Annotated in this window: 18 protein-coding genes; 7 read left to right on the forward strand and 11 right to left on the reverse strand. The window is 43.4% G+C overall.

Translation table 11 applies throughout. The features are described 5' to 3' along the window. Positions 1–121: 121 nt before the first annotated feature. A complete protein-coding gene (locus MHH63_RS18210) occupies positions 122–973 on the reverse strand; it encodes an SDR family NAD(P)-dependent oxidoreductase (protein ID WP_340012263.1) in 852 nt (283 codons plus the stop codon). A gap of 176 nt (positions 974–1,149) precedes the next feature. Here MHH63_RS18210 and MHH63_RS18215 point away from each other — a divergent pair, with 176 nt between their 5' ends. Next, on the forward strand, positions 1,150–1,614 hold the full coding sequence (locus MHH63_RS18215) for a MerR family transcriptional regulator (RefSeq protein WP_076124989.1): 465 nt from the start codon (positions 1,150–1,152) through the stop codon (positions 1,612–1,614). 18 nt (positions 1,615–1,632) lie between these two features. Continuing rightward, positions 1,633–2,631, forward strand: a complete 999-nt coding sequence (locus MHH63_RS18220) for an NADP-dependent oxidoreductase (protein ID WP_341171886.1) — start codon at positions 1,633–1,635, stop codon at positions 2,629–2,631. Positions 2,632–2,719: 88 nt separating this feature from the next. On the opposite strand, the gene MHH63_RS18225 is transcribed toward MHH63_RS18220, so the two are convergent. The 8 genes from MHH63_RS18225 to MHH63_RS18260 form a co-directional block, all read right to left on the reverse strand. Beyond that, positions 2,720–3,676 (reverse strand): pectinesterase family protein, encoded by a 957-nt coding sequence (locus MHH63_RS18225; RefSeq protein ID WP_341171887.1) that lies wholly within the window; start codon positions 3,674–3,676, stop codon positions 2,720–2,722. A 39-nt stretch (positions 3,677–3,715) separates the two neighbouring features. After that, positions 3,716–5,077 carry a glycoside hydrolase family 28 protein gene (locus MHH63_RS18230; RefSeq protein WP_341171888.1) on the reverse strand — a complete coding sequence of 454 codons (1,362 nt, stop codon included), beginning with the start codon at positions 5,075–5,077 and terminating at the stop codon, positions 3,716–3,718. A 21-nt stretch (positions 5,078–5,098) separates the two neighbouring features. Beyond that, positions 5,099–6,220 carry a glycoside hydrolase family 88/105 protein gene (locus tag MHH63_RS18235; RefSeq protein ID WP_341171889.1) on the reverse strand — a complete coding sequence of 374 codons (1,122 nt, stop codon included), beginning with the start codon at positions 6,218–6,220 and terminating at the stop codon, positions 5,099–5,101. Positions 6,221–6,349: 129 nt separating this feature from the next. Beyond that, entirely contained in the window at positions 6,350–7,474 is a 1,125-nt protein-coding gene (locus MHH63_RS18240) for a glycoside hydrolase family 88/105 protein (RefSeq protein WP_341171890.1), read from the reverse strand. Between the two features lie 40 nt (positions 7,475–7,514). Further along, entirely contained in the window at positions 7,515–8,390 is an 876-nt protein-coding gene (locus MHH63_RS18245; protein WP_036679255.1) for a carbohydrate ABC transporter permease, read from the reverse strand. A 21-nt stretch (positions 8,391–8,411) separates the two neighbouring features. Continuing rightward, a complete protein-coding gene (locus MHH63_RS18250) occupies positions 8,412–9,386 on the reverse strand; it encodes an ABC transporter permease (protein WP_036679252.1) in 975 nt (324 codons plus the stop codon). Between the two features lie 133 nt (positions 9,387–9,519). After that, entirely contained in the window at positions 9,520–11,076 is a 1,557-nt protein-coding gene (locus tag MHH63_RS18255) for an extracellular solute-binding protein (protein ID WP_076191234.1), read from the reverse strand. 189 nt (positions 11,077–11,265) lie between these two features. Next, a complete protein-coding gene (locus MHH63_RS18260; RefSeq protein WP_341171891.1) occupies positions 11,266–12,783 on the reverse strand; it encodes an extracellular solute-binding protein in 1,518 nt (505 codons plus the stop codon). A gap of 180 nt (positions 12,784–12,963) precedes the next feature. On the opposite strand from MHH63_RS18260, the gene MHH63_RS18265 reads away from it, so the two are divergent. The 5 genes from MHH63_RS18265 (at position 12,964) to MHH63_RS18285 (ending at position 20,161) form a co-directional block, all read left to right on the forward strand. After that, positions 12,964–15,309 carry a helix-turn-helix domain-containing protein gene (locus MHH63_RS18265; RefSeq protein WP_076184310.1) on the forward strand — a complete coding sequence of 782 codons (2,346 nt, stop codon included), beginning with the start codon at positions 12,964–12,966 and terminating at the stop codon, positions 15,307–15,309. 110 nt (positions 15,310–15,419) lie between these two features. Then, positions 15,420–16,874 (forward strand): GDSL-type esterase/lipase family protein, encoded by a 1,455-nt coding sequence (locus MHH63_RS18270; protein ID WP_076191232.1) that lies wholly within the window; start codon positions 15,420–15,422, stop codon positions 16,872–16,874. A gap of 13 nt (positions 16,875–16,887) precedes the next feature. Next, positions 16,888–17,988, forward strand: a complete 1,101-nt coding sequence (locus MHH63_RS18275) for a mandelate racemase/muconate lactonizing enzyme family protein (protein WP_341171892.1) — start codon at positions 16,888–16,890, stop codon at positions 17,986–17,988. Positions 17,989–18,005: 17 nt separating this feature from the next. Then, positions 18,006–18,848, forward strand: a complete 843-nt coding sequence (locus MHH63_RS18280; protein WP_339247677.1) for a sugar phosphate isomerase/epimerase family protein — start codon at positions 18,006–18,008, stop codon at positions 18,846–18,848. A gap of 152 nt (positions 18,849–19,000) precedes the next feature. Continuing rightward, entirely contained in the window at positions 19,001–20,161 is a 1,161-nt protein-coding gene (locus MHH63_RS18285; protein WP_076304401.1) for a glycosyltransferase family 4 protein, read from the forward strand. On the opposite strand, the gene MHH63_RS18290 is transcribed toward MHH63_RS18285, so the two are convergent. Continuing rightward, positions 20,133–20,597 carry a DUF2269 family protein gene (locus MHH63_RS18290; RefSeq protein ID WP_232061246.1) on the reverse strand — a complete coding sequence of 155 codons (465 nt, stop codon included), beginning with the start codon at positions 20,595–20,597 and terminating at the stop codon, positions 20,133–20,135. The two genes, MHH63_RS18285 and MHH63_RS18290, sit on opposite strands and share 29 nt — an antisense overlap. A 148-nt stretch (positions 20,598–20,745) precedes the next feature. Beyond that, positions 20,746–26,934 carry a rhamnogalacturonan lyase family protein gene (locus MHH63_RS18295; RefSeq protein ID WP_341171893.1) on the reverse strand — a complete coding sequence of 2,063 codons (6,189 nt, stop codon included), beginning with the start codon at positions 26,932–26,934 and terminating at the stop codon, positions 20,746–20,748. Positions 26,935–26,949: the final 15 nt, after the last annotated feature.

Genomic DNA, 26,949 nt, shown 5'->3' on the forward strand with positions numbered 1-26,949 from the left:
CCTCCAATATTTGATCAGGCATCTCTACCATGCCATGAAAAATAGAATCAACGGAAAAACTCTATTATCTCATACGTTTGGAGGAATTACAAAAAATAATTAGAGACAACTAAAGATCTGATTAATAACGAAGATACTCATTTTCGTAAATATCACTAATCCTTTCCAAAACATTCCGGGCTTGATCCTTAAATTTCAAATCCGCAACCTGGCCTTTCCAAAGAAACACCCCCGTCTCCCCACGGTGTTCTCCCAGAGCACCCTCATACAATTGGTCGGCGCCGTGGGTAGGCGGAGAGAAAAACAGCTTCATCAACGGTTTAACTATTAGAGGCAGTCCAGAATTTTTTCCTTTTCGCAGCGTGTTATTGCTACCCGGATCAACACTGCGAATCATGATGCCCTCGTTAGCAAGCTGCGGCGCAGCGGCCTGTGTCCATAACGATAATGCCAGCTTTGAGGTGGCGTAAGGACCAAGCAGCTTGCGGAAGGTGGTGGGACGCTCCAGGATTTCAATCGTAAACTCTTTCGTAAACTTAAGCGCGGAGGATGAGGTGTTGATCACCGTTTTTAAGCGTCCTTTTTGTAGGATATCCTTCAATTCCATTAAAATAATATACGGCACAACGGTCATCAACTCATAGTGCTTTTCGCGCCCCTGTGTCGAATAGCTCAGTTCAGGGAAGCTCCCGCCGGCATTGTTGAACAAAATATCGATCCGCTGCTCCTTGCCTTTGATCTCTTCCAGTGTCCCTCTCAAGCTGGCAAAATCCGCGAGATCGGTTGTTTTATAAATACGAAGCCAACCGTTTTTGATGGCTTTTTGGATGTTCTCATCATCGGCTGGAAAACCGGAACGGTTCAAAGCAACCACCTGCCAATCCTCCGCTAGCAATTTTCGAGTTAATTCCAATCCAATCCCGGCGTTAGCGCCTGTAATCAATGCGATATTTTCACGTTGCTGTGTGCTCATTGTAAATCTCCTCCTGAATTCGGGATATCTTCTTCTTATAACGCACATTTTATTAATTGGAGTCGACTCCAAGTCAAGGCGTAATAAAAAGATTTTGTCCCAGAGATAAGGTCTTGACTTGGAGTCAGCTCCAAGTTGTATAATGCACACACAAAGCAATCTCCAGGAGGTACAGTATGAAGGCAGAGCAAACGTTTACGATAAAAGAAACCGCCGTGCAAACCGGAATATCCGAGGATACAATCCGCTATTACGAAAAGATCGCGCTGCTTCCCCGGGCAGACCGGAAGGACAACGGGCACCGCGTTTACCGGCAGGAAGACATAGATACAATCCTGCTGCTATCCTGCCTCAAAAAAACAGGCATGCCCTTGCAGGAAATGCAACCATTTTTGGCGGTCTCCGCTGACGCTGATCCCGCAGATTATCCTGAACTGGTGGAGCATTTAAGGAACCATCGAGAAAACATCGTCAGCCAAATCTCGTCGCTGCAGCAGGTTGTCGATTTTATTGATATGAAGCTGGAACAAGGGAAATATCGCCGAGACTGCTCAGATAAAAGCGAGGACAAATCGAAATCAAAAAACATCTCCCCTGTTGAGATGAGTTATTTTTCTGGATCAGCAAAAATGAATAATTAATGAATTGGAGTTTTTAGGATGAAAGCAATGATCATAAAAAAATACGGGAATTACCCTCTTCAACTAGCCGACATCCCAACACCCGCAGTGGGTGATTACGATGTATTGGCAGAGATCCACGCAGCAAGTATTAATCCTATCGATTTCAAAGTGCGGGATGGCAAAGTACGTACGCTGTTGAAATACAACATGCCCCTAGTTTTAGGAAATGATTTTTCAGGGATTGTCATCCAAGTAGGAAAGAATGTTAAAAAATTCAAGATAGGTGATGAGATTTACGGACGGCCCAGAAAAGATAGAATTGGAACCTTCGCAGAATATATCTCCGTACATGAAGAGGATATAGCTCTCAAACCTCACAATCTTTCCTTTGAGGAAGCTGCATCCATCCCATTAGTCGGGCTTACTTCTTATCAAGCATTACATGATATATTACAGCTAACGGCAGGACAAAAGGTATTGATTCAAGCGGGAGCGGGCGGTGTTGGCACCTTTGCTATCCAACTTGCCAAAGCGATGGGGATATACGTGGCTACTACTACAAGCGATGCTGGAGCAGAATTGGTCAAGTCACTTGGAGCCGATCAAATTATCAATTATAAAACCGAAGCATTTGATAAGATTTCACAAAATTATGATGGAGTATTCGATACCATTGGCGGTGAAACATTAGAAAAAGCTTTTAAAACAGTCAAACAGGGAGGACAAATTGTATCGGTTTCAGGGTTGCCTAATGCACGCTTCGGAAAAGAGTATGGAGCTGGGTTCATAAAAACTAATATTTTTCGCTTGATTACCCGGAAGCTGAGCAAATTAGAGGCAAAGTACAAGGTTAAATACAGCTTTCTGTTCATGAAACCAAGTGGCAGTCAATTAGAAATCATTTCAGAGCTTATTGAATCCGGACAAATAAAACCTGTTATTGATCAAGTGTTTCCTTTTGTAGAGGCGCAGAAAGCGATGGAGTATTCCGAATCGGGCAGAGCTAAAGGAAAGATCATATTAAAAATAAAGTGATACAACATTTAAATAAAACGGCAGTCTAAGACTTTATGCTTCTGTCTAGACTACCGTTTTTTACTTGTGTACTCGTTAATTAAATTATCTATTTCCAAAAATCCGTTCCAGCAAAAACAAACTCTTTATCCAGCGTCTCGTCGCCATCTTCAAAGCAATCTGCCCAAGACACACGTTGCTTACTCAGGGGAATTGCATCCTTCACGCCATATTCCTGATAACTAACGGTTTGTTCATTAGCGGTGTTGTCCCAGTTATCCCAGCCAAGTGGATGTATATGTGCACCCAACTGGCAATCTACAAATACGGTTTTAGCATACTCACGCCAAGGACGGCCCAGAAACACCGGAGCAATATCAGGAGCTGCTGTTAAAAAGCAATTTTTAAAAATATAACCATACGATTGTCCCTCAGGTGTGGAGGCAGCCGTAATATAACCTGCTTGATTCTCACTATGGCGCAAGCTGCGAATTTCACATCTGTCAAAATATGCTGTAGCCCCACCAAATATAAAGTCCACTGTTCCCTCTATATAGCAATGCTGATACAACTGCCGATATTGGGAATGGTGTTCTCTCAGTGGTATACCTCCAAACGTAGATCGCTCTTTGGGTGCAGGTGGCAAAGGTCCCGTGAACAACGTGTCCTGATACCCTTTTAAAGTACAATTTCTGAATACGGTTTGATCACAATTAGCATACACGGCTACCGCCTGCCCGATATTTTCACCCTGCCCTGCATTATTGGTAATCACCAGATTTTCCAAGACCAGATGGCTCCCGCCCAGAAATAACGTTGGTGTAGAGAATGTATTGATTTCTTCGCCCGCTTCATCACGCTCTTTCGCGTAACGATTCATAACAATCTCCACGTAGCCAATCCCTATGATCGTAAGATTAGAACGATAAATCCGCACTGCCTCTTTATAGACCCCTGACAAAATATAAAGCGTATCCGCTTGAGCGGATGGCTCCTGCTCTAGTGAATCTACCGCCTCTTGAATCGTGTGATAAGCGCAAAAGGATTCTTTTCCTACAACAAGCATAGTGGATTCTTTTCCTTTCAATAAATTGATGACTCTCTCTTATGGACAGACATTCTGTGCTTCAGGTGACACTGTAGCTTGTTCTACTAATTTTTCCGGCTTCTTCGTGTTTTTTGATCGACAATTTATGATCTCTACAGCTTCTCCATTTTCAATGTAAAAAGCAGGCCCTTCATGGTTCTCAATCGTCACCTGATGAAATTGAACATCTCTTGCATTCCCGAGGAAAAACCCGCGATTATTCATGTTTTCGATCCCTGTCATCATGTCTGGATGGCCGGGAATTGCATTCGTCGCCATGGAGATGTCCACATTGGTAAACGTAATCTCGGATACATACTGCTCAGCAAGCCCGTATAAGAAACCCGCTGCGGCATGAACATTACGTGCGGTAATATTGGCAAAATGAATGCGTCTAAAACACGGCGTTTCCTCTGTAATCGGATAAGGATTTTTATCCCACACATATTTTTCTTTCCCGCGTGGTCCACAGAAATAATATAGATTTAGAGTAAACGGACAAATAACATCCTCCATTACAATATTGCTGATCCGAATATCTTCAATCGTTCCCCCGCGTCCCCGTCTTGATTTCATCCGGATTCCACGATCGGTTTGTTTAAACACACAATTACTAATCGTGACATTACGAATATCTCCACTCATTTCACTACCGAGTACGACACCCCCGTGTCCATGTACCATAGTGCAGTTGGTGATCGTGATATTCTCACAAGGAACTCGTTCTTTGGTGTCCTCAGTTCCTGCCTTGATCGCAATGCAGTCATCACCGACATCAATATTGCAATTGCTAATTCGCACATTGGTGCAAGACTCTGGATTAATGCCATCTGTATTCGGAGAGTCGGCCGGGTTCAGAATGGAAATATTATCAATAGTCACATTGTAACAGCCTATCGGATTAACGGTCCAGCTTGGAGAATTGACCAGCGCGATATCTTTAAGGGTTACCCGCTGACAGCTGTCCAAGCCGATTAGAGTCGGCCGGGGATACTGCAGCTCTTCCCGGCGGTTCCGAAACTTCTCCCACCAGAGTTCACCATTTCCGTTAATCATTCCGCTGCCAGTGATTGATACATTAACTAACTCTCTTCCATAAATACAAGGTGAATGAACCTGCTGCTTCACTCCTTCCCATCTGCATTCCACTGCAGGGTAATCCTCCGGGTTCGTACTGAATGAAAGAATGGCACCAGGATTTAAATTCAATTCGATATTGCTTTTCATATGAATTGCACCGGTTAAGAACGTACCAGCCGGTACATAAACGGTTCCTCCACCGGCTTTATTTGCCGCTTCAATCGCACGCGTTATCGCTTCCGTCGCTAACTTTTTACTATTCTTAAGCGCTCCAAAATCCTCAATATTGTAGATCAACATTCATATCCCTCCTGTTCTATATCAGATCCAGCCTCTTAATTGTTCATATTCCACACAAGCCTGTAGGAAAGCACCCACACCTTTTTGGTCGTTAGTGACAATAGGCTCGCTAATGTAATAAGCGAAAGTACCGTCACGTTGGTCCACTCCACCTAATCCGGCTACTTGGCAATTCTTATTTAAATTGACCCATTCTTCTTTGGTTTCTAGTACAAACTCCGAGATAAGTCCTTGTTGAGCCAGATCTAATGTTTCGTACCATCCAGCGTTTAACACGCCTAATCGGATACCTTTAGCCATGGCATACACGATCATACTTGAAGCAGAGGCCTCAAGATAATTTCCTTTGCGTTCCCCTAGATTCATCACTTGATACCAGACCCCGGATTCCTTATCCTGATATGTCTTCACCGCAGTTAAGGTATCATTTAGTATTCGTACCAGCTCTGGATAATCTGAGTGCTCACTAGGCAGCAATGCCAGAACATCAACTAAAGCCATGAGATACCAGCCAAGTGAACGGGCCCAAAAGTTAGGCGAATGTCCTGTTTCAGGGTCGCACCAAGGTTGAATACGCTGCTCATCCCATGCATGATATAGCAGACCTGTTACCGGATCTTTCGTATGCTTCTCACACAAGATAAATTGTTTGGTTACATCCTCAAGTCCCTGCCCTTCTTCAAAAGCTAGCAAGTAGGCTAAATAAAAAGGAGCGCCCATATAAAGTCCATCTAACCAAATCTGATAGGGATATATATTTTTATGCCAAAAAGCACCTTCCGAGGTTCGCGGATGGGTCTCAAGTTGCTTTCTAAGTAAAGCAGCCGCTTTTTTGTATTTTTCTTGCTTCGTTTCTTTATATAGAGTCAATAATAATTTTCCGTTGTTAATATGATCGATATTATACTCCTCTAGGTGGTAGCCCTTGACACTGCCATCTTCCTGAATAAAATAGTCCATATTATCTTGAATGAACTGCAGATACTTCGAATCACCGGTCTGCTTCCAAAGCCATTCAAAACCGTTCAATACCACGCCATAATCGTAGGTCCAGCTTCCTTTGTAGCCTTTATCTTCATAAAGCTTCGGTGTCCGCGCCATAATAGAGTCTGCCGTTTGAATTGCCCACTGTGATTTCTTCATCCCAACCCCCAAAATATTTATAAATTTAAGAGCTCAAAAACTAAAAATAGGTTCAGCCGATTTAAGGATTCTTCGCACATAAAATAATACGACTTGATTCTCTGCAATCTCAGAGAATCAAGTCATTGTTTAGTAAGGATACGGAGCGATTAACTCTTGAAGCATTGACTGTATTTCAACACAAGCCATCACCAATGCGCCCACACCATGCAGATCATTTTTAACCTTAGGCCGAGTCACGTAACTCTCGTAATCTCCAGCTGAGGTACCGATACAAATGTCCGGCAGAACTAATCGGTTATGCTCATCCCACTGGATTACTTTGGTTAACCCTTCATATCCTTTTTTAGCGGCAGCTGTAGCGATAGTCACATCACTTACAACGCCATGCTTCACGGCTTTGGCAATCGTATAGACGAACAAACATGACCCTGAAGTCTCCAGCCAATTATCTGGCTCATGTCCCTTATCTACGACTTGATACCAAAGTCCACTTTTTTGATCTTGGTAGCGAATAAGTGCATCCACAAAATCTCTCAGCGTAGTAGAAAGCTCTGTCCGGGCTGAATCATGGGAAGGTAACAGATCCAGAAATTGCGATAAGGCGAGACCATACCATCCTAATGATCGGCTCCAGAACTCCGGTGAACAACCCGTCTCCGGATTCGACCAAGGCATCCGCCGGCTCTCATCCCAGGCATGGTATAACAAACCCGTTGTCTCATCCTTCATATGCTTGCGCATTAACATTTCCTGATGAAGGACCGTTTCACGCAAGCTTGGTTCATCGTAGACATTAGCATATTTCAAGGAGAATACGCCTGCCATATAAAGTCCATCCAACCACATTTGGTTGGCGTACTTATCCTTGTGCCAATACCCGCCCTCAGAGGTTTTATTTAGTGTGAGCAGTAAATTCCTTAGCTTCTCTGCTGCAATACGATACTTTAGTTTGCCTGTCCGTTCATAAAGAGTGAATAGTAGCTGTCCTGCTTGAACCGCATCCAGCTCATCACGTGCAAAATAAAAGTTCCCGTATTCATCCACCAAATCATCTACATATTCCTGAATATAGTTGATATAACGGTCTTCTTGATAAGCATTCCACAAAAGCTCCATGCCACACAGAAATACACCCTGATGATAGTGCCATCGATGCGCGGGGGGAAGCTCTCCCGCCCTGTAAGTATCCATTAGTGAATCGCAAGCTTTTTTTGCCCACTCTATCGGCGTTGTAGGTATCTGTACAGTCATCTCTAAGCTCCTCCCCTAAGTATAGTCTCTCTCTTTCTTGCTAGCCCTTCATAGAACCCAGCATGGCACCTTTGGCAAAATGCTTTTGCAGGAACGGATACACACAAACTATTGGTAAGGTAGCTACAACGATAACAGCCATTTTAATTGATTGATCTGGCGGTGGAACAGCAGCATCCAGTGTAGCGCTGTGATCCATACCGCTGGCAAGGACGACAATTTGTCTGAGCAGAACCTGTATTGGCCATTTCGCACTATCATTCAAATACAGAATCGCATTCATGTAGGTATTCCAATACGTTACCGCATAGAACAATCCGATAGTCGCTAACGCAGGTAAGGATAGTGGCAATACAATCCGAAATAATATTCCAAAATCGTTACAACCATCAATTTTGGCCGATTCCTCCAAACCTTCAGGTATATTTTGGAAAAAGTTTCTCAAAATGATCATATTAAAGGCACTAATCGCTGACGGTAGAATCAGTGAGGCGTACGTGTCAATTAGTCCTAATTCCTTCACCACGAGGAACGTTGGAATCATCCCACCATGAAAAAGCATGGTGAACACAACCATGAAGTTAACCACTTTACGACCATCCAGATCTTTTCTGGTAAGAGCGTAGGCCATCAAAGAAGTTATAAACAAACTAAAAATAGAACCAATTGCCGTGACACCAATGGAAACACCCATGGCTTTAAATATTGTATTCGTCGAAAAGATGAACTTGTACGCTTCCAGACTCCATACCTTTGGAATCAGTACAAATTTGCTAGAAGCTAGTTCTGCACTCGTTGTGAAAGAGCCTGCTACAACGTGAACAAGGGGAAGCACAGTAATTAAAGCAATGATCGCAAGCAGCGTAAAGTTTATAGCAGAAAAGATTCTACCACTGATTGTTTTATCTTCTACCATTTCGATTCCTCCCACAAAATATCAATAAACGCCTTCTTCTCCCATTTTCTTGGATAATTTATTCACCATCATCACCATTACAAAGCCTACAATCGATTTAAAGAATCCAATAGCTGTACTGTAACTAAACTGGCCCTGTCTCAAACCAGCAGTATATACATACGTATCGATAATTTCCGCAACTTCTCGATTCATGGAGTTAAGTAGCAGATATACATGTTCAAATCCAAGATCAAGAACGGAACCAATTTTCAGAATAAATAATGTAATAATTACGCCTCTAATCGCTGGAAGAGTGATATGCCAGACTTGTCTAAGTCTTCCAGCTCCGTCCATACGCGATGCTTCATAAAGCCCTGGGTCAATCGCAGCTATGGAAGCTAGATAAATAATCGTTCCCCAACCTGCTTCTCTCCAAATCACCTGAATAATATACATGGGCCTGAACCACCCTGGATTAAGCAGGAAATTGATTGGTTCAAAGCCAAAATAGACAAGCAGCTCGTTGATAATCCCTCCATCCATCGTGACCATTACATAAGAAATGGAGACGATGATAACCAATGACAGAAAATGGGGCAAATAGAAGATCGTCTGAAAGGTTCTTTTGAAAAAGCTGCCTTGAAGTTCATTTAACATCAGGGCAAGAATAATCGGCATCGGGAAATAGATAAGAATATTTAATCCGAAAAGAATAAGTGTGTTCACTAATATATTTAAGAAATCCGGCTCTGTGAACAACCTGCTGAAATGCTTCATCCCTACCCAGTCACTACCGTTGATCCCTTGATAGGGTTTGTAATCCTGAAATGAGATAATTAATCCGTACATTGGAAGATATTTAAAAATCAAAAAATACAGTACTCCCGGAGTTAGCATGACGTAGAGCCATTTATTTCTCCACAGCCGCTTTTTCAGTTCGCTGCTGCTTTTATAAATTTCAGGCTTAGGATTCATTTGAGGAGCTGAGCTGGGCTGTGCGGTGACTTCCTGCATGATATTCTTCCTTTCTCCTTCTTTATTCAAACACGATATTTCTGAACCCAGTGAGGAATAGAAAAGGTTGTTGAAACAAGATCAACAACCTTTTCAGCTACAATTTGTCGCTTAACTATTCGAGTACGGGTTACTATTTTTTGTATAAGGCGTTGTATTCTTCAATAATCTTATCTCCACCACGGCTCTTCCAGTTCTCTACTTCCTTCTCAAATCCAGCCTTGTCAATCTGACCATAAATATATTTATAGGTTGCATCTGTAATAATCTGTTGAAGCTCTACGCCTTTTTCTGTATAGGTAGCCGAATCCATAGCAGCTGTTGGATCCGCTACACCAACTTTGACATTCTCAAGAACCAATTGATCTGCATGAATTCTTCCTGGCAGCGTGTTATAGTTCTCGTACATTCCATTGGTTTCAGCTTCGCCGATAACACTGTCCTTATATCCCTTTACTTCACGTTCAATCAATTCTTTGTCGTCAGTAGCTTTTGCTTTACCGTCTTCAACGGTATAGTGAGTACCTTCAATTCCCCAATACATCAAATTAGCTACTTCTGGGGTCATCATTTGATCAAAGAAAGCAAGAATCTTCTTCAGCTCTGCCTCATCCTTGACAGCAGATTTCGGGAACAAGACAACATTGTTATAGCCTGGAATCATCCATTGAGCATATTTTCCATCTGGACTTGCAACCATACTATGCGCATCCAAAACAGCGTCAGGGTTATTCTTAATAGTATCTTTATTGAGGGAATCAATATCTTGCATGGAGCCCCCAATATAGAGTCCACCCTTTCCTGCCTTAAACATATTTACTGCATCCGTTTTACTGGTGGCAGCGAAATCTTGATTAATGTATCCGCCATCACGAGCTTTTTTGAAAAAATCCATTGTGTCGAAATATTCATCGAAGGTAAATTCAGGCGCTAATTTGCCATCCTTCTCACCCCAGGTATTCGGTGTTCCGAACCAAGACGAAACAGTTTTGAAAGCTCCATAGGTCAACTCATTACGGTCAATAATACCGGTAGTATCTTTCTTTCCATTACCGTCTGGATCTTGTTCTGTGAAGGCTTTAGCCATTTCAAATAATTCATCTACATTAGCTGGTGCAGCAAGTCCTAATTTATCTGCCCAGTCTTTGCGGTAAATGATCCCTTGGCGTGCAAGTGGACGCCCGATATATAGGGTATAAAGCTTGTCATCTACTTTCGTGTTATTAAGAATTTCTGGTTTCAATTTGCTCAAATTCGGAAATTCGCTTAATAGTGGACCGATTTCCCAGAATTGTCCGTCTTTTATCGCTTCTTTCATCTGAATGAAGGTTGTCTGATTCTTCAAATATGTTACTTGCGGCAATGAACCCGTTGCAAAAGATGAATTCAGTTTTTCTTCATAAGTATCAGCCGGAAAAAATTGATAAGTCAGCTTCGTGTTGGTCAATTTCTCAAGTTCATTCTTAATCGTATCAGGCGGAGTCTCTGATGTATTCAATGGAAGCATGATTTTGATTTCTGTAGGTTCCTCTTTAGGTGCTTCAGTCTCTTCCACCTTCGTAGTGTTCTCTGCACTTGTAGTTGGGGCTGCTGCTTCTTCTTTGTTATTGTTGTTACCACCGCATCCAGCTAACAATGTGCTGAATGTTAACAGTGCTGTTAACAACATGGTGAAGGATTTCTTCTTCATACCATTTTGACCTCCATAATTTGTATTGGTTACGAGTTCCACGTTACATCGTCGGCAAGGTTACGAAAACAATCATTTCCCCATAACGGCGCGTTCTGAAAGGGATCTGAGCAAATGATTATCGGGATATCGCAGCACAAAAAAAATCCACCGCATTATCCGCAGTGGATCAAAACCTTTTTAACCTATTTACTTTTCTGTCCCAAACTCAGCCTCAGCATATTCCTTAATAATAAGATTGCCTCCACGAGCTCTCCATTTCTCAACCTCTTGCTGGAATCCCTCGACGGTAATGTTACCTAATATATAGTTATATGTAGCATCCACAATGATTGTAGATAATTCCATATTCTTCTCATCAAAAGTAGATGAGCTCAGAGAAACTGTCGGGTCATCAACCAGAAAAGATTCATTATCTTTACTCAGCTGATCTGCTAGAGAGGTTAATTGCTCCTTCTGAGCCACTTCCATAATGTTTTTATTACTAATGTCCGCAATCATTAAAGCATATAGCGGATTCACTTCCTGTACCCGCAGTTGTGAGGTTTCCTCGGGAAGGATAATTTTGCCGCCTTCAAGCTTATAATGCCGCCCCTCAAAGCCATACATCATTATATTGGCTACATCTTTATCCATGGTCCGATCAAAAAATCCAAGCACCTGCCGAAGCTCCTCCTCTGTGGCAATGGACTTTTTGGAAAAGAGATACAGTCCGTTGTAATTGGGGATAGACCACACTTTATATCCATCAGGCCCCTCGATACGATTGATCAGCGTAAGTTCAGCCTTTGGATTGTATGCTTGAGCTTCAATTGACAACCGCTGCACATCAGTCATGCTGCCAATAAACACACCAGCGATACCGTTAATGAATTTATCGCGTTGAACCTCTTTACTGGTAAGAGCAAAGTCCTGATTTATGATTTTTTCATCATATAATTTCTTCATAAAATTCATTGTGTTCATATACTCCGCTGTTACGAATTCCGGAACAAATTGATGATTCTCTAGCTTCCAATTATTTGGTGTGCCAAAATAAGAGCTTAGTGTCTTAAATACACCATAAACAAGATCATTACGATCGACTAATCCAAGGGTATCTTGTTTGCCATTCTGATCCGGATCGTTATATGTAAATTGCCTCATTACTTCATATAGGTCATCTAAGGTCTGTGGATTGCTTAAATGAAGAGTGTCCAGCCAATCCTTACGTATTATGACACCCTGTCTGGAGGAAGGGCGTTCTGTATACAGGCCGTAGATCTTACCATCAACAGCTGTCTGCTTAAGAATAGCGGGGTCCAGTGCTTTAAGATTGGGGAACTCCTGAAGATATGGGCCGATCTCCCAAAATGCTTCAGAACGGATGGCGTTTTTCACCAGATTATAGTCTGAGAACTTCACAAAGGTGACTTTTCCCAAGGAATTAGTGGTCAACGCTGTATTCATTTTATCGGTATAAACACCCTCAGGCACCCACGTGATATCAAGCTCCACCCCTGTTAATCTTTCAATCTCAGCTATAATCTTTTTTGAAGGCTGCTGTGGAAAATGAAGAGGTGCCAAAATGGAGATGCTCGGGCGAGCTTCTTGCAGTACAGAACCAGCTGACTTTCCATCACTGCAAGCGCTTAACATAGGGAAAACAAGCATGAAAAATAAGCAGCAACATAACGTTGCCCTTCTACACAAAAATTGTCTAAACATTTCTACAGCCTCCTAAGGTATTGTAAGGATTTTCACCCTACAGCTTGAAGATTTTCCATTTTGTAGTCATAATTAGGGTTAATGATTATTACAGAACGAGATGATTATTGTTATTTTCCACCAGGTTTCATACACTAAGAACAAGTGTCTACTTCTACATAAGTAAAGGTGCTGAGTCCCGTGAGACCATTAAGCTTTTTAAGTAAATTAACGATTTTTGCCTTTGTAATTAGCACGTTGCCGGTGATATTCATCGGTTCTTTTTCCTATTTCACATCATCTAATGAGATCCAAAAGAACGTAAACAACAGTAAAATGGAACTTATATTACAAATCACCTCAAATGTAGAACATAAGTTAACAACTGTCAATCAAACATTAAACCAAGTGATCAACTCTAGTGTATTAAAAAAAGCACTAAATAACCCTTTAAGTGAAACCGATTTCATTTTATATAATGATTTAAGAAACGAAATCCGTAATATGCAATCCTTCGATACGAAACTTGAGGATGTCATCCTGCTCAATCAGCAGCAGAACTGGATGATCAAAAATTCAGGCGTCTACCGTCTGAATGAATACAAAAACCACGCGCAACTCTCTAATCTAATGAATATAGCTGACGATACTTCATGGATTTTGAATCCATCGTCCTTATTTTATAGCGAGGAGAGCATTAACGTCACTGGCTGCAATTACAGTATCAGTCTTATCAAAAAACTTCCCACCAATAAGCTGCAAAAATATGGGCTTGCCCTAGCTAATATTCCGGTCTGCAGTCTTCAGGATTTCATTAATTCAGATGTGCAGCCACTCGATGACATTATCGTTCTGGATCAAGCTGGCCGCTTCCTGCTCCATCCGGATACCAGCTTAATCGGAAAACCTAAAGAGCAAGGCGGATTTAAAGAAGTCCCTTTAATCTCTGATCCTTCTAAACAATCCGGACAGTTCAAGACTGTGATCAACAAAAAGAATTACTCCGTCACTTTCATGCGTTCTCAGTTAAATGGCTGGGTTTATCTATCGGTTACTTCTATGGAAAGCTTGACGAAGGAGTCCAATAAAATCGGGATGTTTACGATAATCGTGTGCACCATTATGCTCTTGTTCTCCATTCTTCTAGCATGGATCGGTTCCAGACGTATGTACACCCCTATCGAAAGACTGCTTAATCAGATGGGCCAACGCAAACCGGATATTAAATCGAGACATCGCAATGAATTTCAGATTATAGGAGAACAAGTTCATTCTTTGTTCCAATCCAAATCACAGCTGGAAAAAGAAGTCCGGCAACACTTTCAGCAGGTTCGTACATTTTTTCTGATCAATGCCTTCCACGGCAATGTTAAGAAACGTGATTTACTCGAAGAATTAGGGCAATTCGGCTACCAAACCCAGCTTGAAGAATGGAAAACCATGGCAGTAATTACGTTGTCTATTGATTATGCCGAGGATTCCAGCTATGAGAAAAAAGATCTCAGCCTCTTATTGTTCGCTGCCCACAATATGATCGAAGAATTAATCTGTCCTGAACAACGGCTGGCTCCAGTGATCATGGACCATGCGGTAGTCGTATTATTGGGCAGTCCAGACTGCGATACCCAGTCTTTTCATAAGACATTGTACTCATTAACGGAGAAGCTGCAGCAAGAAATAAACAATTATCTAAAGGTGCAGGTGAGTATTGGGCTAAGCCTTCCCTTCAACGCGTTCGATAAACTAGCCATCGCCTACAGAGAAGGTCTTGAAGCACTGAAACATCGCATTAAGCTTGGCAAAGGCGTTATTATTCAATATGAGAACATTAACTCCGGCAAACATTATCTGAACTTGAACTACCCTACGCATAAAGAAAACGATCTAATGGATGCGATCAAGCTGGCTGAAACGGATAAAGCCAAGGAACTGATTCATTTGCTTTTTAAATCTATCTTTGCCCTTGAGCTTTCACCACAGGAATATCAAATCCCGTTGACCCGCTTACTCAATAACTTGCTCATTATGATGCAGGAATCGGGCATTAGCTTAAATCAGATCTATCATGCTAATGGCTCTATTTTTGAGGAATTACATGACCTTCATACCGTGGCTGAGATTGAGGATTGGTTCTGGAGCATGGTCATTTACCCGATGATCAAAATTTTTATCAGCAGGCAAAATGCCCAATACCAAAACATCTCTGAGAAAATCATTGATCTGATCCAACATGAATATGATACGGATCTAACCTTGGAAGAATGCGCTTCACGGCTGCATTACAACGCCAACTATATCAGCAGTGTCTTCCGTAAGGAGACCCAATACTATTTCAGCGAATATTTAACGATGTACCGATTTAAAATGGCGAAAAAATGGCTGCAGGAAACCGATATGCCGATCAAAGATATTGCAGCCAAATTAAGATACAACAATTCTCAAAATTTCATTCGATCTTTCCGTAAACAGGAAGGGATGACCCCTGGACAGTACCGGGATAACAATACAGGCACTAAATCCAAACCAACATTTGACGAATCTATGTAAAAATCACAAAATAATCGTTCAAGGCCGAATCTAAAAAAAAAGAGTCTCTCTTTTTTTCGGAAAATATGTTAACGTGTGCATATAACCATTTAGGGAGGAATTTGAACGCAATGTTGAACTTTCGTCTAAATACTAACCGTGTAGAACAAGATGCGATTTCTCAGGAAACCTCACTACTCACCCTCTATCCGCTCGAGACGGATCACCCCCGTCCTTTTATATTGGTATTGCCTGGTGGAGGTTATCAGCACTTAGCCAAACATGAAGGAGAACCTGTAGCTCAATGGCTAAACAGTCTAGGTATTCATGCAGGTGTACTAGATTATCAGGTCGGAGATTTCAACGTCTCTTCTTTGTTAAATGATGTTGAGGAAGCTCTCAAATGGATTAGGGAAGCACCCAAAGCTTGGAATGTGATCTCAGACAAAGTAGGGATGATTGGATTCTCGGCAGGAGGACACTTAGCTTCTATCTTTTCTACCACTAGAGCAGAGAAACCAAACCTTCTTCTATTAGGTTACCCTGTAATCACTTTCCAAGAGCCCCATTCGCACAAGGGAAGCCGGCTACATTTTCTTGGAGACGACCCATCACAAGCGGAGCTTGACTCCTTTTCCTCAGAAGCCCAGGTGGATTCACTCACACCTCCAACCTTTATCTGGACAACAGCGAACGATGCCAGCGTTCCCGTGGAGAATAGTCTGTTGTTCGCCTCTGCCCTGTCTAATCAGGGAATTCCTTTTGAATTACATATCTTTGAAGAAGGGCGGCATGGTTTAGGGCTTGCAAAAGAACACCCTCATTGCCAGCAATGGCTTTCCCTTGCTGAGAATTGGTTAAGAGAACGCCAATACGTTAAAGGAGAAGAAGACCTTATGAGACAACAACTATTTATTGCAGGCGATTCCACTGCGGCCATTAAAGGCGCTGGAGAAAAACCTATGACCGGCTGGGGAGAATACCTGCAAAGTTATTTTCGGACTTCTATTCAAATCCAGAATCGTGCAATTAATGGTCGAAGCACCAAATCGTTCATAACAGACGGCCGCCTCGATGCTATCAGAAAAGACTTCCAACCCGGCGACTACCTGTTTATTCAATTTGGACATAACGATGAGAAAAAAGAGGATCCATTACGTTACACCGATCCTGAAACCGAATATCGCCATAATCTCATTCAATATATAGATGCTGCTAGGCAGCTAGGGGGGACTCCGGTTCTGTTAACCTCTGTAAGTCGCCGCCGCTTTAACGCCGATGGAGAGCTGGACCCGTTTGCTGTAGGTGCTTATCCCGAGGTAATGAGACAAGTGGCTGAAGAAACGCACACTCCGCTACTTGATATTTTCCCAGCCTCGCAAGCGCTCTATCGTTCATTAGGCGAAGAGGAATCCAAGAAGTTATTCATGCATTTGCCAGCGAAAACACATCCCAATTACCCAAATGGGGTTACGGATGATACTCATTTCTCAGATGAAGGTGCCCGGGAAATTGCTAAACTTGTGGTTCAAGCTCTTAAACAAAATACAGCCTCATCTCTATCAAACTTACAACAACTTTTATAAGGAGTGATCAAAGATGTCTCTAATTAAAGAAGTTATTACGGAATACTATCGTATCCCTTTGCCAGAAATCATGGAGGATGCTAAACATGGCTTGCATACTCATTTTGAAGTTCCCATTGTCAAAATTAGAACGGATGACGGTCGTGAAGGTGTAGGTTATACCTATACTGGCGGATTTGGCGGCAAAGCGATCTGCTCACTAATTGCTAATGAATTAACACATATCTTAGTTGGCAAAGACGCCAGCTGTGTGGAAAGTATCTGGGAGCAGATGAACTGGGGAATACATTATGTTGCTCGCGGGGGCTTGGCTAGCTTCGCCATTGCGGCATGTGACATTGCGTTATGGGATTTACGTGCAAAGAAAGCAGATGAACCTCTCTACAAACTTCTGGGTGGCGCAAGCAATGAGGTCAAATGTTATGGTGGAGCGATTGATTTAAACTTCCCATTAGAAAAGCTCCTGCGCAACAATCAAAAATACTTAGATATGGGCCTCCAGGCGATCAAAATTAAACTAGGCCAAAAAACATTAGCTGAAGATGTGGAACGAGTGGCTGCGGTACGCCAATTGGTCGGCCCGGATGTAGCCTTTATGGTCGATGCCAATATGAGCTGGAGTGTGGAAAAAGCGATAAAAGCCGCACGTGAATTTTTGAAATACGACATTCTCTTCCTAGAAGAACCAACGATTCCGGAGGATTATGCCGGCTATGCACGGATTGCTGAAGAAACAGGAATGGCCGTTGCAGGCGGAGAGAACTTGCGCACATTAACCGAATTCCATCACATGCTGCAATATGGTCATGTTGATTTTCCTCAACCTGATGCTTCCAATATAGGCGGAATTACGGGCTGGTTAAAGGTAGCTCACTTAACACAAGCCTATAACCTTTCCATTTCCACACATGGAATGCAGGAATTGCACGTTAGTTTGTTAGCAGCTATGCCAAATGCAGGTTATCTCGAAATGCATAGCTTCCCTATCGATCAATACACTACACGTCCGCTAGTGATTAATAAAGACAATGGGATGGCAGTTGCGCCAGAAGTAACGGGCACTGGTGTTACCTTTGACTGGGACAAATTAGCACCTCACAAACAACAATACTAATAGGAGCGATCGATCATATGAGCATTCCCCTTCAACTAGGTGTTCGAGCACATGATTTCACACAAGTTCCATTGCAAGAGTTAATTGAGAAGATTAAGTCCTATCATTTCACTCATATCCAGTTCGCACTTAAGAAATCTTTTCCTGATAGTGCCCCTAGCCTGACGGCTATAAGCCCTGGAACAGCCAGCTATTATGGCAATGCCTTTAGACAAACAGGTATTCAGATTGCGGTTCTGGGCTGCTATGTAAATATTGTAGACACCGATCCTCACAAACGGGCGCAAGCGTTAGCCGCGTTTAATACCCATCTGCGCTTGGCCAGAGATTTCGGCGCTAGTCTGGTAGGTACGGAAACCGGAAGTGTGGGACTTGGGTATACCATAGATAATTTTACAGAAGAAGCCTTCCAAGAGGTGGTGGGATCAGTTAAGGCCATGGTGGCGGAGGCCGAACGTTTTGGTGTGACGGTAGGAATCGAAGCAGGACTTCATCATCCGCTGTACACCGCGCCCTTAACCCGCCGACTTCTGGATGAAGTCCCTTCTAACAATCTTCAGGTCATATTGGATTGCGCAAATCTAATGTCGCCTACAAATTACTTGCATCAAGAAGCTATTATTACGGAGGCTTTGAAGCTTCTAGGAAATCGAATTGCTGTCATTCATTTAAAAGACTTTATCGTCCAAGAAGGAGCCATAAAAATAGTCCCTGTAGGTCAAGGGTGGCTAGAGTTTGAGCCGATCCTTCGTTATATGAAATATGAACGTCCTCATATTCAAGGAATCCTGGAAAGCACTCCTGAGTCACATTTAGGAGAAAGCATTACCTTTTTGCAACAGATATACGAATCCTTGTAGGGCTTCATCCCATTAAAACTAATAAATCCACTGCACACCTCTTTATCTTACCTGGTGCAGTGGATTTTTATATTCTGTTTAACATCCGTTTGACCTCCATCAAATAATCGCCTGTTATGATCAGGGCATCAAGAGTACCTGGGAGGGGTTCCATGCGTCTTGCTTTATTCACGGACACATTTCTTCCGCAAACCAACGGAGTTTCACGTACGCTTCAACGATTAACCACCCATTTGAAAGAGCGCGGTATTGAACATCTGCTTTTCTCACCAAAATCTGCTCCTGAAGACAGTTATGCCGATCCCATACGTCCCATTACCAGCATCCCCTTTTTCTTATACCCTGAATGTAGACTCGCACTGCCCAATATGTCCTCTATCCAATCAGAGCTGAAAGCTTTTCGTCCCGATCTGCTTCATATGGCAACTCCGTTCAATATCGGTCTCTGCGGCCTTCGTTATGCGCGCAAACATGATCTGCCCCATGTCGCCTCCTATCATACCCATTTTGACCGCTATCTTGAATATTACCGGATGAAAAAAATCGCTCCGCTCTATTGGAAATACATGAAGTGGTTTCACCGCTCCTGTGATGCCACCTTTGCACCATCCTACGAAACCCTCGATTCCCTCCAAGCTCAAGGCTTTCATCGCCTGAAGCTATGGTCCAGAGGCATCGACTGCCAGCAGTATACCCCCAAAAAACGCAGCCATGAGGTCCGTGAGCGCTACGGAATTACCGCACCGTTACTGCTTCTATATGTGGGAAGAATCGCCCCTGAAAAAGATATACAGACGCTTGCTCTCGCCATGCAGCAATTGCCCGAATCTACGCAATCTCAGGTTCATTGGCTGGTCGTTGGAGACGGTCCCCTTCTGCCGGAAATGCGGGCACAGGCGCCGCATAATGTCACGTTTACAGGCTATAAACATGGTGACGAGCTTGCCCAATTATATGCCTCCGCAGATCTGTTCATCTTCCCTTCCAGTACAGAAACCTTCGGTAATGTTGTCTTAGAGGCTATGGCCTCAGGACTGCCTGTCCTCGCAGTAAATGAAGGTGGGGTGAAGGATCTGGTCACACCCGGCCGCACAGGAATGATTGTCGAGCCCCGCTGCCCGGATGCTTTTATTCGTGAGATTTGTGCATATGTAGAGCACCCTCAAAAGCTAGCTGCTATGGGGCATGAAGGTCGACAGCTGGCACTCGGCCGCTCTTGGGAGAATATTTTTGATGGACTCATCCGCGATTATGAAGAGATCATTGAGAATAGGCGTTATGATCTTATACCGGCTTTACTACCATTAATATAATAATGACGATAGTAAGTACATGAACCGCCGCTTCTAGCGGAGCGATCTTGTTCATAGCGGTAGTATAACCATCAGGAATTTCTTCCCCTTCGCTGGTCATTACGAGCTGGGTTAGCTTTTTCAATCGGGGCTCAACCATTCCAATAATAATCACTTCGATCACGATAAAAAATAATAACGACAGATTTAACCACAACACCGACAAGCCCATTTTATCTATGATCATTAACAAAATACCTGTAACGATCAGGGTGATCCCACCTGTCTTAGGGAATCTGTTTATTTTCTTCATAAGACCAAATACAAAACGAAGCTGACTACCTGTCTTGGCTGAGCTTGTCAGTATTGGCAGCACAAAAGCTGGTCCAATTCCCACTATGGATGCTATAACATGTATAACTACCACAAGCTTTGAGATCATATGCGTCAAATCCATATTTACAATCCCCCTATCATTCGTTGTTTAGATTCATATGAGGCTGATAGGAGAATTAGTCTTGCAGAATCCTTTAAATCTTAGATAATCTTAAAAAAGCGCCTAGCCGGATATTACCGACTTAGGCGCTTTTTTAACAAATATTCACTTATTTTACCGTAACTTTCATGATCGCACTCTCATTTACCCCTTGATCATTCAACAGTTCAGCCCGGTATTCATAGACGCCTGGAGAACGGTTAGTGATAGAAGTAGAAGCCGTTTGTGCGTTTGGGGTGCCCGCTGTTAAAGTCTGAGTATCGATCAGTATTCCGTTCTCATACAAGCGATACTCTTTGCCGTTCATCCCCCACCATAAATTCATGGTCACTTTATACTCTCCATCACCATCCCAGTTGTCATTGGACAACACCGGCTTAGCTGGTGCAGCATCCTTCACGATAACTACATGAGCAGCAGACACCGTTGTGCCAAAAGAATTGGTCAGCTCAGCCGTATAGGTGTAGGTTCCGTTTTCTTTTCCGGTAATATTAGTCACTGCAGTCTGTGCAGCTGGGGAATCATCACGTAAGGTTTGCGTGTCGATTAAGGCACCATTCTCATATAGCTTGTAGACCGTACCATTATTGCCCCACCACATATTCATTGTGATTTGGTAATCCCCGTCCAAAAGTCCTGTATCCTGCCCATTATTATTGGATAGAACCCATTGCCCCGGAACACCTGTAGCCTTCTGAGGTCCACTTACGAACACAATCACTTGTTCTGTCGTCGAAAGTCCAGCGTTATTAATGGCTGTTGCGATGAACGTATGCGCTCCCGCAAGCCCTGTGAGTGGAATCTCATCTCCATAAACGACAGGTTTACCATCAAAGGTAATATCCAGACTGCGAATGCCAGACTCTGGATCTTCCGCTACGACCTGCACCTTCAATACATCTGTTTCACTCATTTGAGCAGAAGGTAAACCAGAAATCGTAGGTGGTGTAGTATCTTCAGTTTCTCCCGGTGAGCCTACATATTGAATTTTTGGAGCCGCTGGTTGTTCCATCCCTTCACCAAGAAAGAATCCAGGGTGCGGAGGTTGATTATAGCCTACATTTTGCCAAGCTACTGCCAGCCGGTAGATCGGATCATGCATCAATGTGCGAATACGATAATCTGTCATATCCGTTGTTGTGTAGATCCGTAGTTCAGAACTGTCCGTTGCCCGCCAGATCACTTCTTCACGCCAATCCCCGAACAGATCTGCCTGCAAGCTTGGATTCGCTTTGGTGCCATTATTTGAAGAAGCACCTACAGCCGTCAATAAGTTAACCGTTGTCTGGTTGGTATAGTCCCACTTATCCACTCGATTCGCATCCAGTAATTCACGTAAAAGATCACCATCCCACCAAATACCAAAATTCGTGGAGGAAGGCAGTTTTTTAGTGATTAGTTCCCCTTGCGCACTGTATAGGCCCGTAACTGGTATATGCTCCTCGTTGGTGATCGTTGCAGCCCATACCTCTTCGCCAGCATATCGCGGATCAATATCTGCTGACATTCCCCGTCCAGTATCAATCCCCGTGAATACACCCCATAATATTTCTCCTGTAGCTGCATCACGCATTTCAATCCCATACTTCGAATCGGTATGCTCATGAACATCAAAGACTTCCAGCCCGGGTCTGGTAGGATCAAGGTCTCCGAAATGAATTGCATCACCATGGCCAAGCTTTGTATTATACAGCGGCAATCCGTCATCGTCGATTGCCATCGCGCCGAAGGTTATTTCGTCCTTGCCGTCGCCGTCCACATCGCCTACAGAAAGATTGTGGTTTCCTTGACCAACGTAGTCTCCATATCCTTCATCATTAGAATCGAAACGCCATACTTTCTCGAGCTTGCCCTCGCGATAATTGTAAGCTGCAAGTACGGTTCTAGTATAATAACCGCGGCTAAAAATCACGCTTGGCTGCTCGCCGTCTAAATAAGCTACAGCTGCCAAAAAGCGGTCTACACGGTTACCATAGGTATCCCCCCAAGCGCCAACATCTCCACGTGGCGGATCATAATCAACGGTATCCAATGCCCGGCCTGTTGCCCCTTCGAACACCGTTAAATATTCATTGCCCAGCAGCACATAACCCGAACTGTTACGATAGTCTGCACTGGCATTGCCGATGACTTTTCCTTGACCGTCCACTGTGCCATCTGCCGTCTTGATCATAATTTCGGCACGTCCATCACTATCCAGATCATATACCAGGAATGGAGAATAGTGTGCGCCGGCACGAATATTAGGCCCTAAATTAATCCGCCATAAGCGAGTTCCATCTAATTTATAAGCGTCCATATAGACAAGTCCAGTATACCCAGCTTGAGAGTTATCCTTGCTGTTCGAAGGTGACCACAACATGATGATTTCATATACACCATCACCGTCCAAATCACCTACACTTGCATCTCCCGCACTATACGTATACGGTTGACCATCCTTGGTGTAATCATCTGCTGGCTTTTGCAAAGGGATCGATAGATATTGCTTCTGCCATACGCTGAATGGTTCCGAAGCAGATTTCTCGACTCCATTGATTACTGATGTGATTCTATATTTGGCATCCTCCGTGCCTTTAGTATCGAGATAGTTCGTGTTTTGAGTAATCAACGAATCATTAAGTTTCTTATCGCCACGATACAGATTGAATCCTATCGTTTCCGGATCCAGACCTAACATCCGCCAGCTGATATAAACACCCTCATCTGTCTTAACCGCTACAGGCGCACGATTCAGCGCCTCCATCTTCCGGTATAAAGTTGTCACCGCTGAGGTTTCCAACGTAGCGGATAGATCAGAGATGCCGCCTGCATTTACCGAGGCTACTTTGTAATAGTAAGGAATGGTAGTCAGAACGGTCGTGTCTGTGTACGAAGCTTCGAATGATTTGCCGATCAGGATGAACTCACTGTCTGAGGATTTCGCACGATAAATGTTGAACATCCGTGCATCCGGTACCTCATTCCAAGTAAAGGTCACATCATTTTTGTTCGTAGATTGTACAGCTAGACCACTAGGTACGGCTGCTTTTGCTACGGAGGGGTCAATCATAGACACTTTTAGCGCATTGGAGCCTACAGATTCCAGTCCCGTGCTGTCGACCGAAGTTACCGTATAGATATATTCCATACCAATATCCGCAGTGGTATCTGTGTAGAGCGGCTCTGTTGTCTCGCCCAGCAGCTCTGCACTATTCGCAACCGTAGCCTGACGATATACACGGTATTTCAGCGCACTCTCCATACTATCCCAAGAAAGATTAGCTGTGATAGGCTCACTGTTTAAATCCAGGCTACCCAGTTTCAGATTCGTTGGGGCTAATAATAACGGTGTGATCTCCAGGCCATTGAGATGAGCGGTTGTGCCACTAAAGACAAGATTCATCTGCCCGTCTTTGACAGCAATCTGGTTATACAGCTTCTCAGCAATATTTTCCTTACCTGAGGAGACTGTTCCGTAATCTTTGCCTTCAATGGCTACATTCGTCTTGGCAGATCCAATCCAATCTCCTGTATAGGTCTTAACAGAATAATAACCATTGGGTAAATCAACTTTGAATTCATACGATCCTCCAAAATAAATCACAAAATCTCTGCGCAGATCGTCCGTCGCATTTCCCCGATCCCGATCAATCATCCCTGCACTCGAGGTCAAACCATATCCACGTTCTGGGGTATACAGGACATTCACATTCACTTCCGTATAACCCGCAGCAACGGGTGAACCAACAGGTCCAAAATCATAACGATACTGGGCGGATTTCGTAGTCAGCTTCACTTCATCTGAAGGCTCAGACTCTCCTAGCCCGTTCACTGCAGTCACTCTTACCGAGTAGCTTTGACCTTCAACCAACCCGCTTAATGTCAATGAAGGGACAGTTGAAGTTCCCGCTAATGTATAAGCAGATTCGGCTTCTGCCGCTAGCTTACGATAGATTTTATAGATATCTGTACCTTCTACTTTATTCCATTTCAGTACTGCACCTGCATTACTGATACTCCCAGCTACAAGACCTTCAGGCTTCACAGGCACCGTTTCCGGCTGTTTGATGTCCTGCACAAAGCTGGAGAGTGGAATATTTAATTCCCCTATTCCTTTGGCCAGCAGACGGGCCATTTGAATGGCTCCGTATTCTTGAAAGTGAGTATCGTCTGTCGAGCCATTTGGGAAAGCACCATATATCCCTGCATCGAGGTGAAGGAATACAGAGCGTGTAGCTGCAAAACCGATAGAATTGTAAAAAGCTACACTGAGTGCGCTAAGATCGACCAAATCAACATCAAGTTCACTTGCTACCTCTTTCATAGCCTGCACATATTCTGGAAAGCTCACATTGAATTTTTCGCTCGCAGCATTATAATCTCTGCGCCCCATGGGGGTCACCAGAATCGGAGTTGCTCCTCTTTGCCTAGCTCCATTGACATATGTTTTTAAATAAACTTTGTAATCGGCTGGAGAAGCATATCGGTCTGGAACGCTAATCGTTGCGTCATTATGACCAAACTGGATCAGGAAATAATCACCCGGTTGGATCTTACGCAGCACTTCATCCAGCCTTCCCTCGACAATAAATGACTTAGAGCTGCGTCCTCCGATAGCGTGATTCTTAAACGTTACTTCCTCGCTAAAGAAATCAGGAATCATTTGTCCCCAGCCTGCCTGTGGTATCCAATAAGGATCATAAGTCTGCACGGTTGAATCACCCGCAATATAAACTGTTGGCAATTCATTAGCAGGACGGTCTGGCTGCTTAGTAATCACCAGTGCATTGATATTTGGCTTAGTGCCAGAGAACACCAAGTTCATTTGTCCATCCACCAAAGCGATGTCAAAGCTCATTTCCAAATACTGGCCTGCTGTTTTGCTCGTCTGTTGAACTTTTTGAATGGATTCGACTTTGATGCCAATCTCTGTATCTCCGGCGCTGTCACCAGCGATAAGTGACACTGTATAATCGCCATTCGGTAAATCTACATTAAAAGTTGCATCCTTAGGGACCACAAAATCTGATCGCAAAGGATCTGAGGTTCCTCGGTCTCCCCCAGTTACTTTCGATATATCTGTAAATCCATATTTAACCTCAGAGGAATAAGATACCCCTGCATCTACCTTAAGATAACCTTCAGCCACAGCACCCGGGCCAAAATCAAAGGAATAAACATCCCCTTCTGGCAAAGTTCCAGGAGGCGAATACACAGCGCTTTCCACCATGTTAGATAGCTCTGATTCGCCTTGGTCATTGGCTGCCTTCACCCCATAATATTGCCGTTTTGAGGTGTCCGCTGAGGCATCCGTAAATGTCGTCTTCTCTGACTGACCAATCTCATGGAATGTTCCATCTGCTGAATCAGACCTTAAGATCGTATAGCGGCTAGCTCCAGCCACACTGTTCCAATTCAGTTGAACAGAACTTACACCGACACTGACAATTGAAAGACCGGTTGGTGCTGCGGGAACCTCTACCCCCGGAATTTTGTCTACGGTCACAGATGCGCTCAAAGCAGACTCCTCACCCTTTCCATTTACAGCTGACACATTGTAAATGTAACCACTGCCTTCATTTACGTCTGAATCCACGTAGCTGTTAGCAGCAGCTTGACCTATGGCTTGAAGGGTTCCACTAGGAAGAACCGTTCGATAAATATTGTAATAGACTGCTTCTGTCACGCTGCTCCACCCCAGAGATACCTCAGTGGGAGTGATATTATGAACCACTAATCCCTCAGGGGCTTTCAATGGACCTGGTACAATCTGCTGAATAATTAGTCCATTTAAATATCCGCCAACCCCTGTACCCGTAATGCCGACGGTCAGTTGACCATCTTGAACAGTCGTCCGGTAGGTAGCTTGATTTACAGCTTGCTTGCTGCTTATCGACCCAGCCGTACTACCCTCCAAAGTAATCGTAGTTTTGGTTGTACTTGTACCCGCTAGTAAATCTCCTGAGTATACAGTCACATCGTAATCCCCATTAGGAAGATCCACCAAAAAAGAATAGGACAGTCCCAATACAAAATCGTTGGTCATATCGTCTCCACCCGAACGATTCCTTGAAGCAACCGCCTGATCTAAACCATACCCTAGCTCATTCGTATATAATTCAGATTCATGCACGCCTGTATAACCACTCATAACAGGACTTGTTGCTGTTCCAAAATCATATTGCAAGGTTATTGGGCCTGAAGCTGCACTGGCCTGTTGCCCCCCAAATGTTGTAGATGGAAGTATTGATGAACAAATGAAGATCCACGACAATAACACCATAAATATTTTATTTCCAAGTTTATTCCTCTTCATCTTCCGTGCTTCACC

The organism is Paenibacillus sp. FSL H3-0310 (assembly GCF_038002785.1).
Classification (GTDB): domain Bacteria; phylum Bacillota; class Bacilli; order Paenibacillales; family Paenibacillaceae; genus Paenibacillus_AQ; species Paenibacillus_AQ odorifer.

Coding starts and splice junctions, on each gene's coding strand:
- MHH63_RS18210 (WP_340012263.1), bottom strand. CDS start 973: ATGAGCACACAGCAACGTGAAAATATCGCATTGATTACAGGCGCTAAC.
- MHH63_RS18215 (WP_076124989.1), top strand. CDS start 1,150: ATGAAGGCAGAGCAAACGTTTACGATAAAAGAAACCGCCGTGCAAACC.
- MHH63_RS18220 (WP_341171886.1), top strand. CDS start 1,633: ATGAAAGCAATGATCATAAAAAAATACGGGAATTACCCTCTTCAACTA.
- MHH63_RS18225 (WP_341171887.1), bottom strand. CDS start 3,676: ATGCTTGTTGTAGGAAAAGAATCCTTTTGCGCTTATCACACGATTCAA.
- MHH63_RS18230 (WP_341171888.1), bottom strand. CDS start 5,077: ATGTTGATCTACAATATTGAGGATTTTGGAGCGCTTAAGAATAGTAAA.
- MHH63_RS18235 (WP_341171889.1), bottom strand. CDS start 6,220: ATGAAGAAATCACAGTGGGCAATTCAAACGGCAGACTCTATTATGGCG.
- MHH63_RS18240 (WP_341171890.1), bottom strand. CDS start 7,474: ATGACTGTACAGATACCTACAACGCCGATAGAGTGGGCAAAAAAAGCT.
- MHH63_RS18245 (WP_036679255.1), bottom strand. CDS start 8,390: ATGGTAGAAGATAAAACAATCAGTGGTAGAATCTTTTCTGCTATAAAC.
- MHH63_RS18250 (WP_036679252.1), bottom strand. CDS start 9,386: ATGCAGGAAGTCACCGCACAGCCCAGCTCAGCTCCTCAAATGAATCCT.
- MHH63_RS18255 (WP_076191234.1), bottom strand. CDS start 11,076: ATGAAGAAGAAATCCTTCACCATGTTGTTAACAGCACTGTTAACATTC.
- MHH63_RS18260 (WP_341171891.1), bottom strand. CDS start 12,783: ATGTTTAGACAATTTTTGTGTAGAAGGGCAACGTTATGTTGCTGCTTA.
- MHH63_RS18270 (WP_076191232.1), top strand. CDS start 15,420: ATGTTGAACTTTCGTCTAAATACTAACCGTGTAGAACAAGATGCGATT.
- MHH63_RS18275 (WP_341171892.1), top strand. CDS start 16,888: ATGTCTCTAATTAAAGAAGTTATTACGGAATACTATCGTATCCCTTTG.
- MHH63_RS18280 (WP_339247677.1), top strand. CDS start 18,006: ATGAGCATTCCCCTTCAACTAGGTGTTCGAGCACATGATTTCACACAA.
- MHH63_RS18285 (WP_076304401.1), top strand. CDS start 19,001: ATGCGTCTTGCTTTATTCACGGACACATTTCTTCCGCAAACCAACGGA.
- MHH63_RS18290 (WP_232061246.1), bottom strand. CDS start 20,597: ATGGATTTGACGCATATGATCTCAAAGCTTGTGGTAGTTATACATGTT.
- MHH63_RS18295 (WP_341171893.1), bottom strand. CDS start 26,934: ATGAAGAGGAATAAACTTGGAAATAAAATATTTATGGTGTTATTGTCG.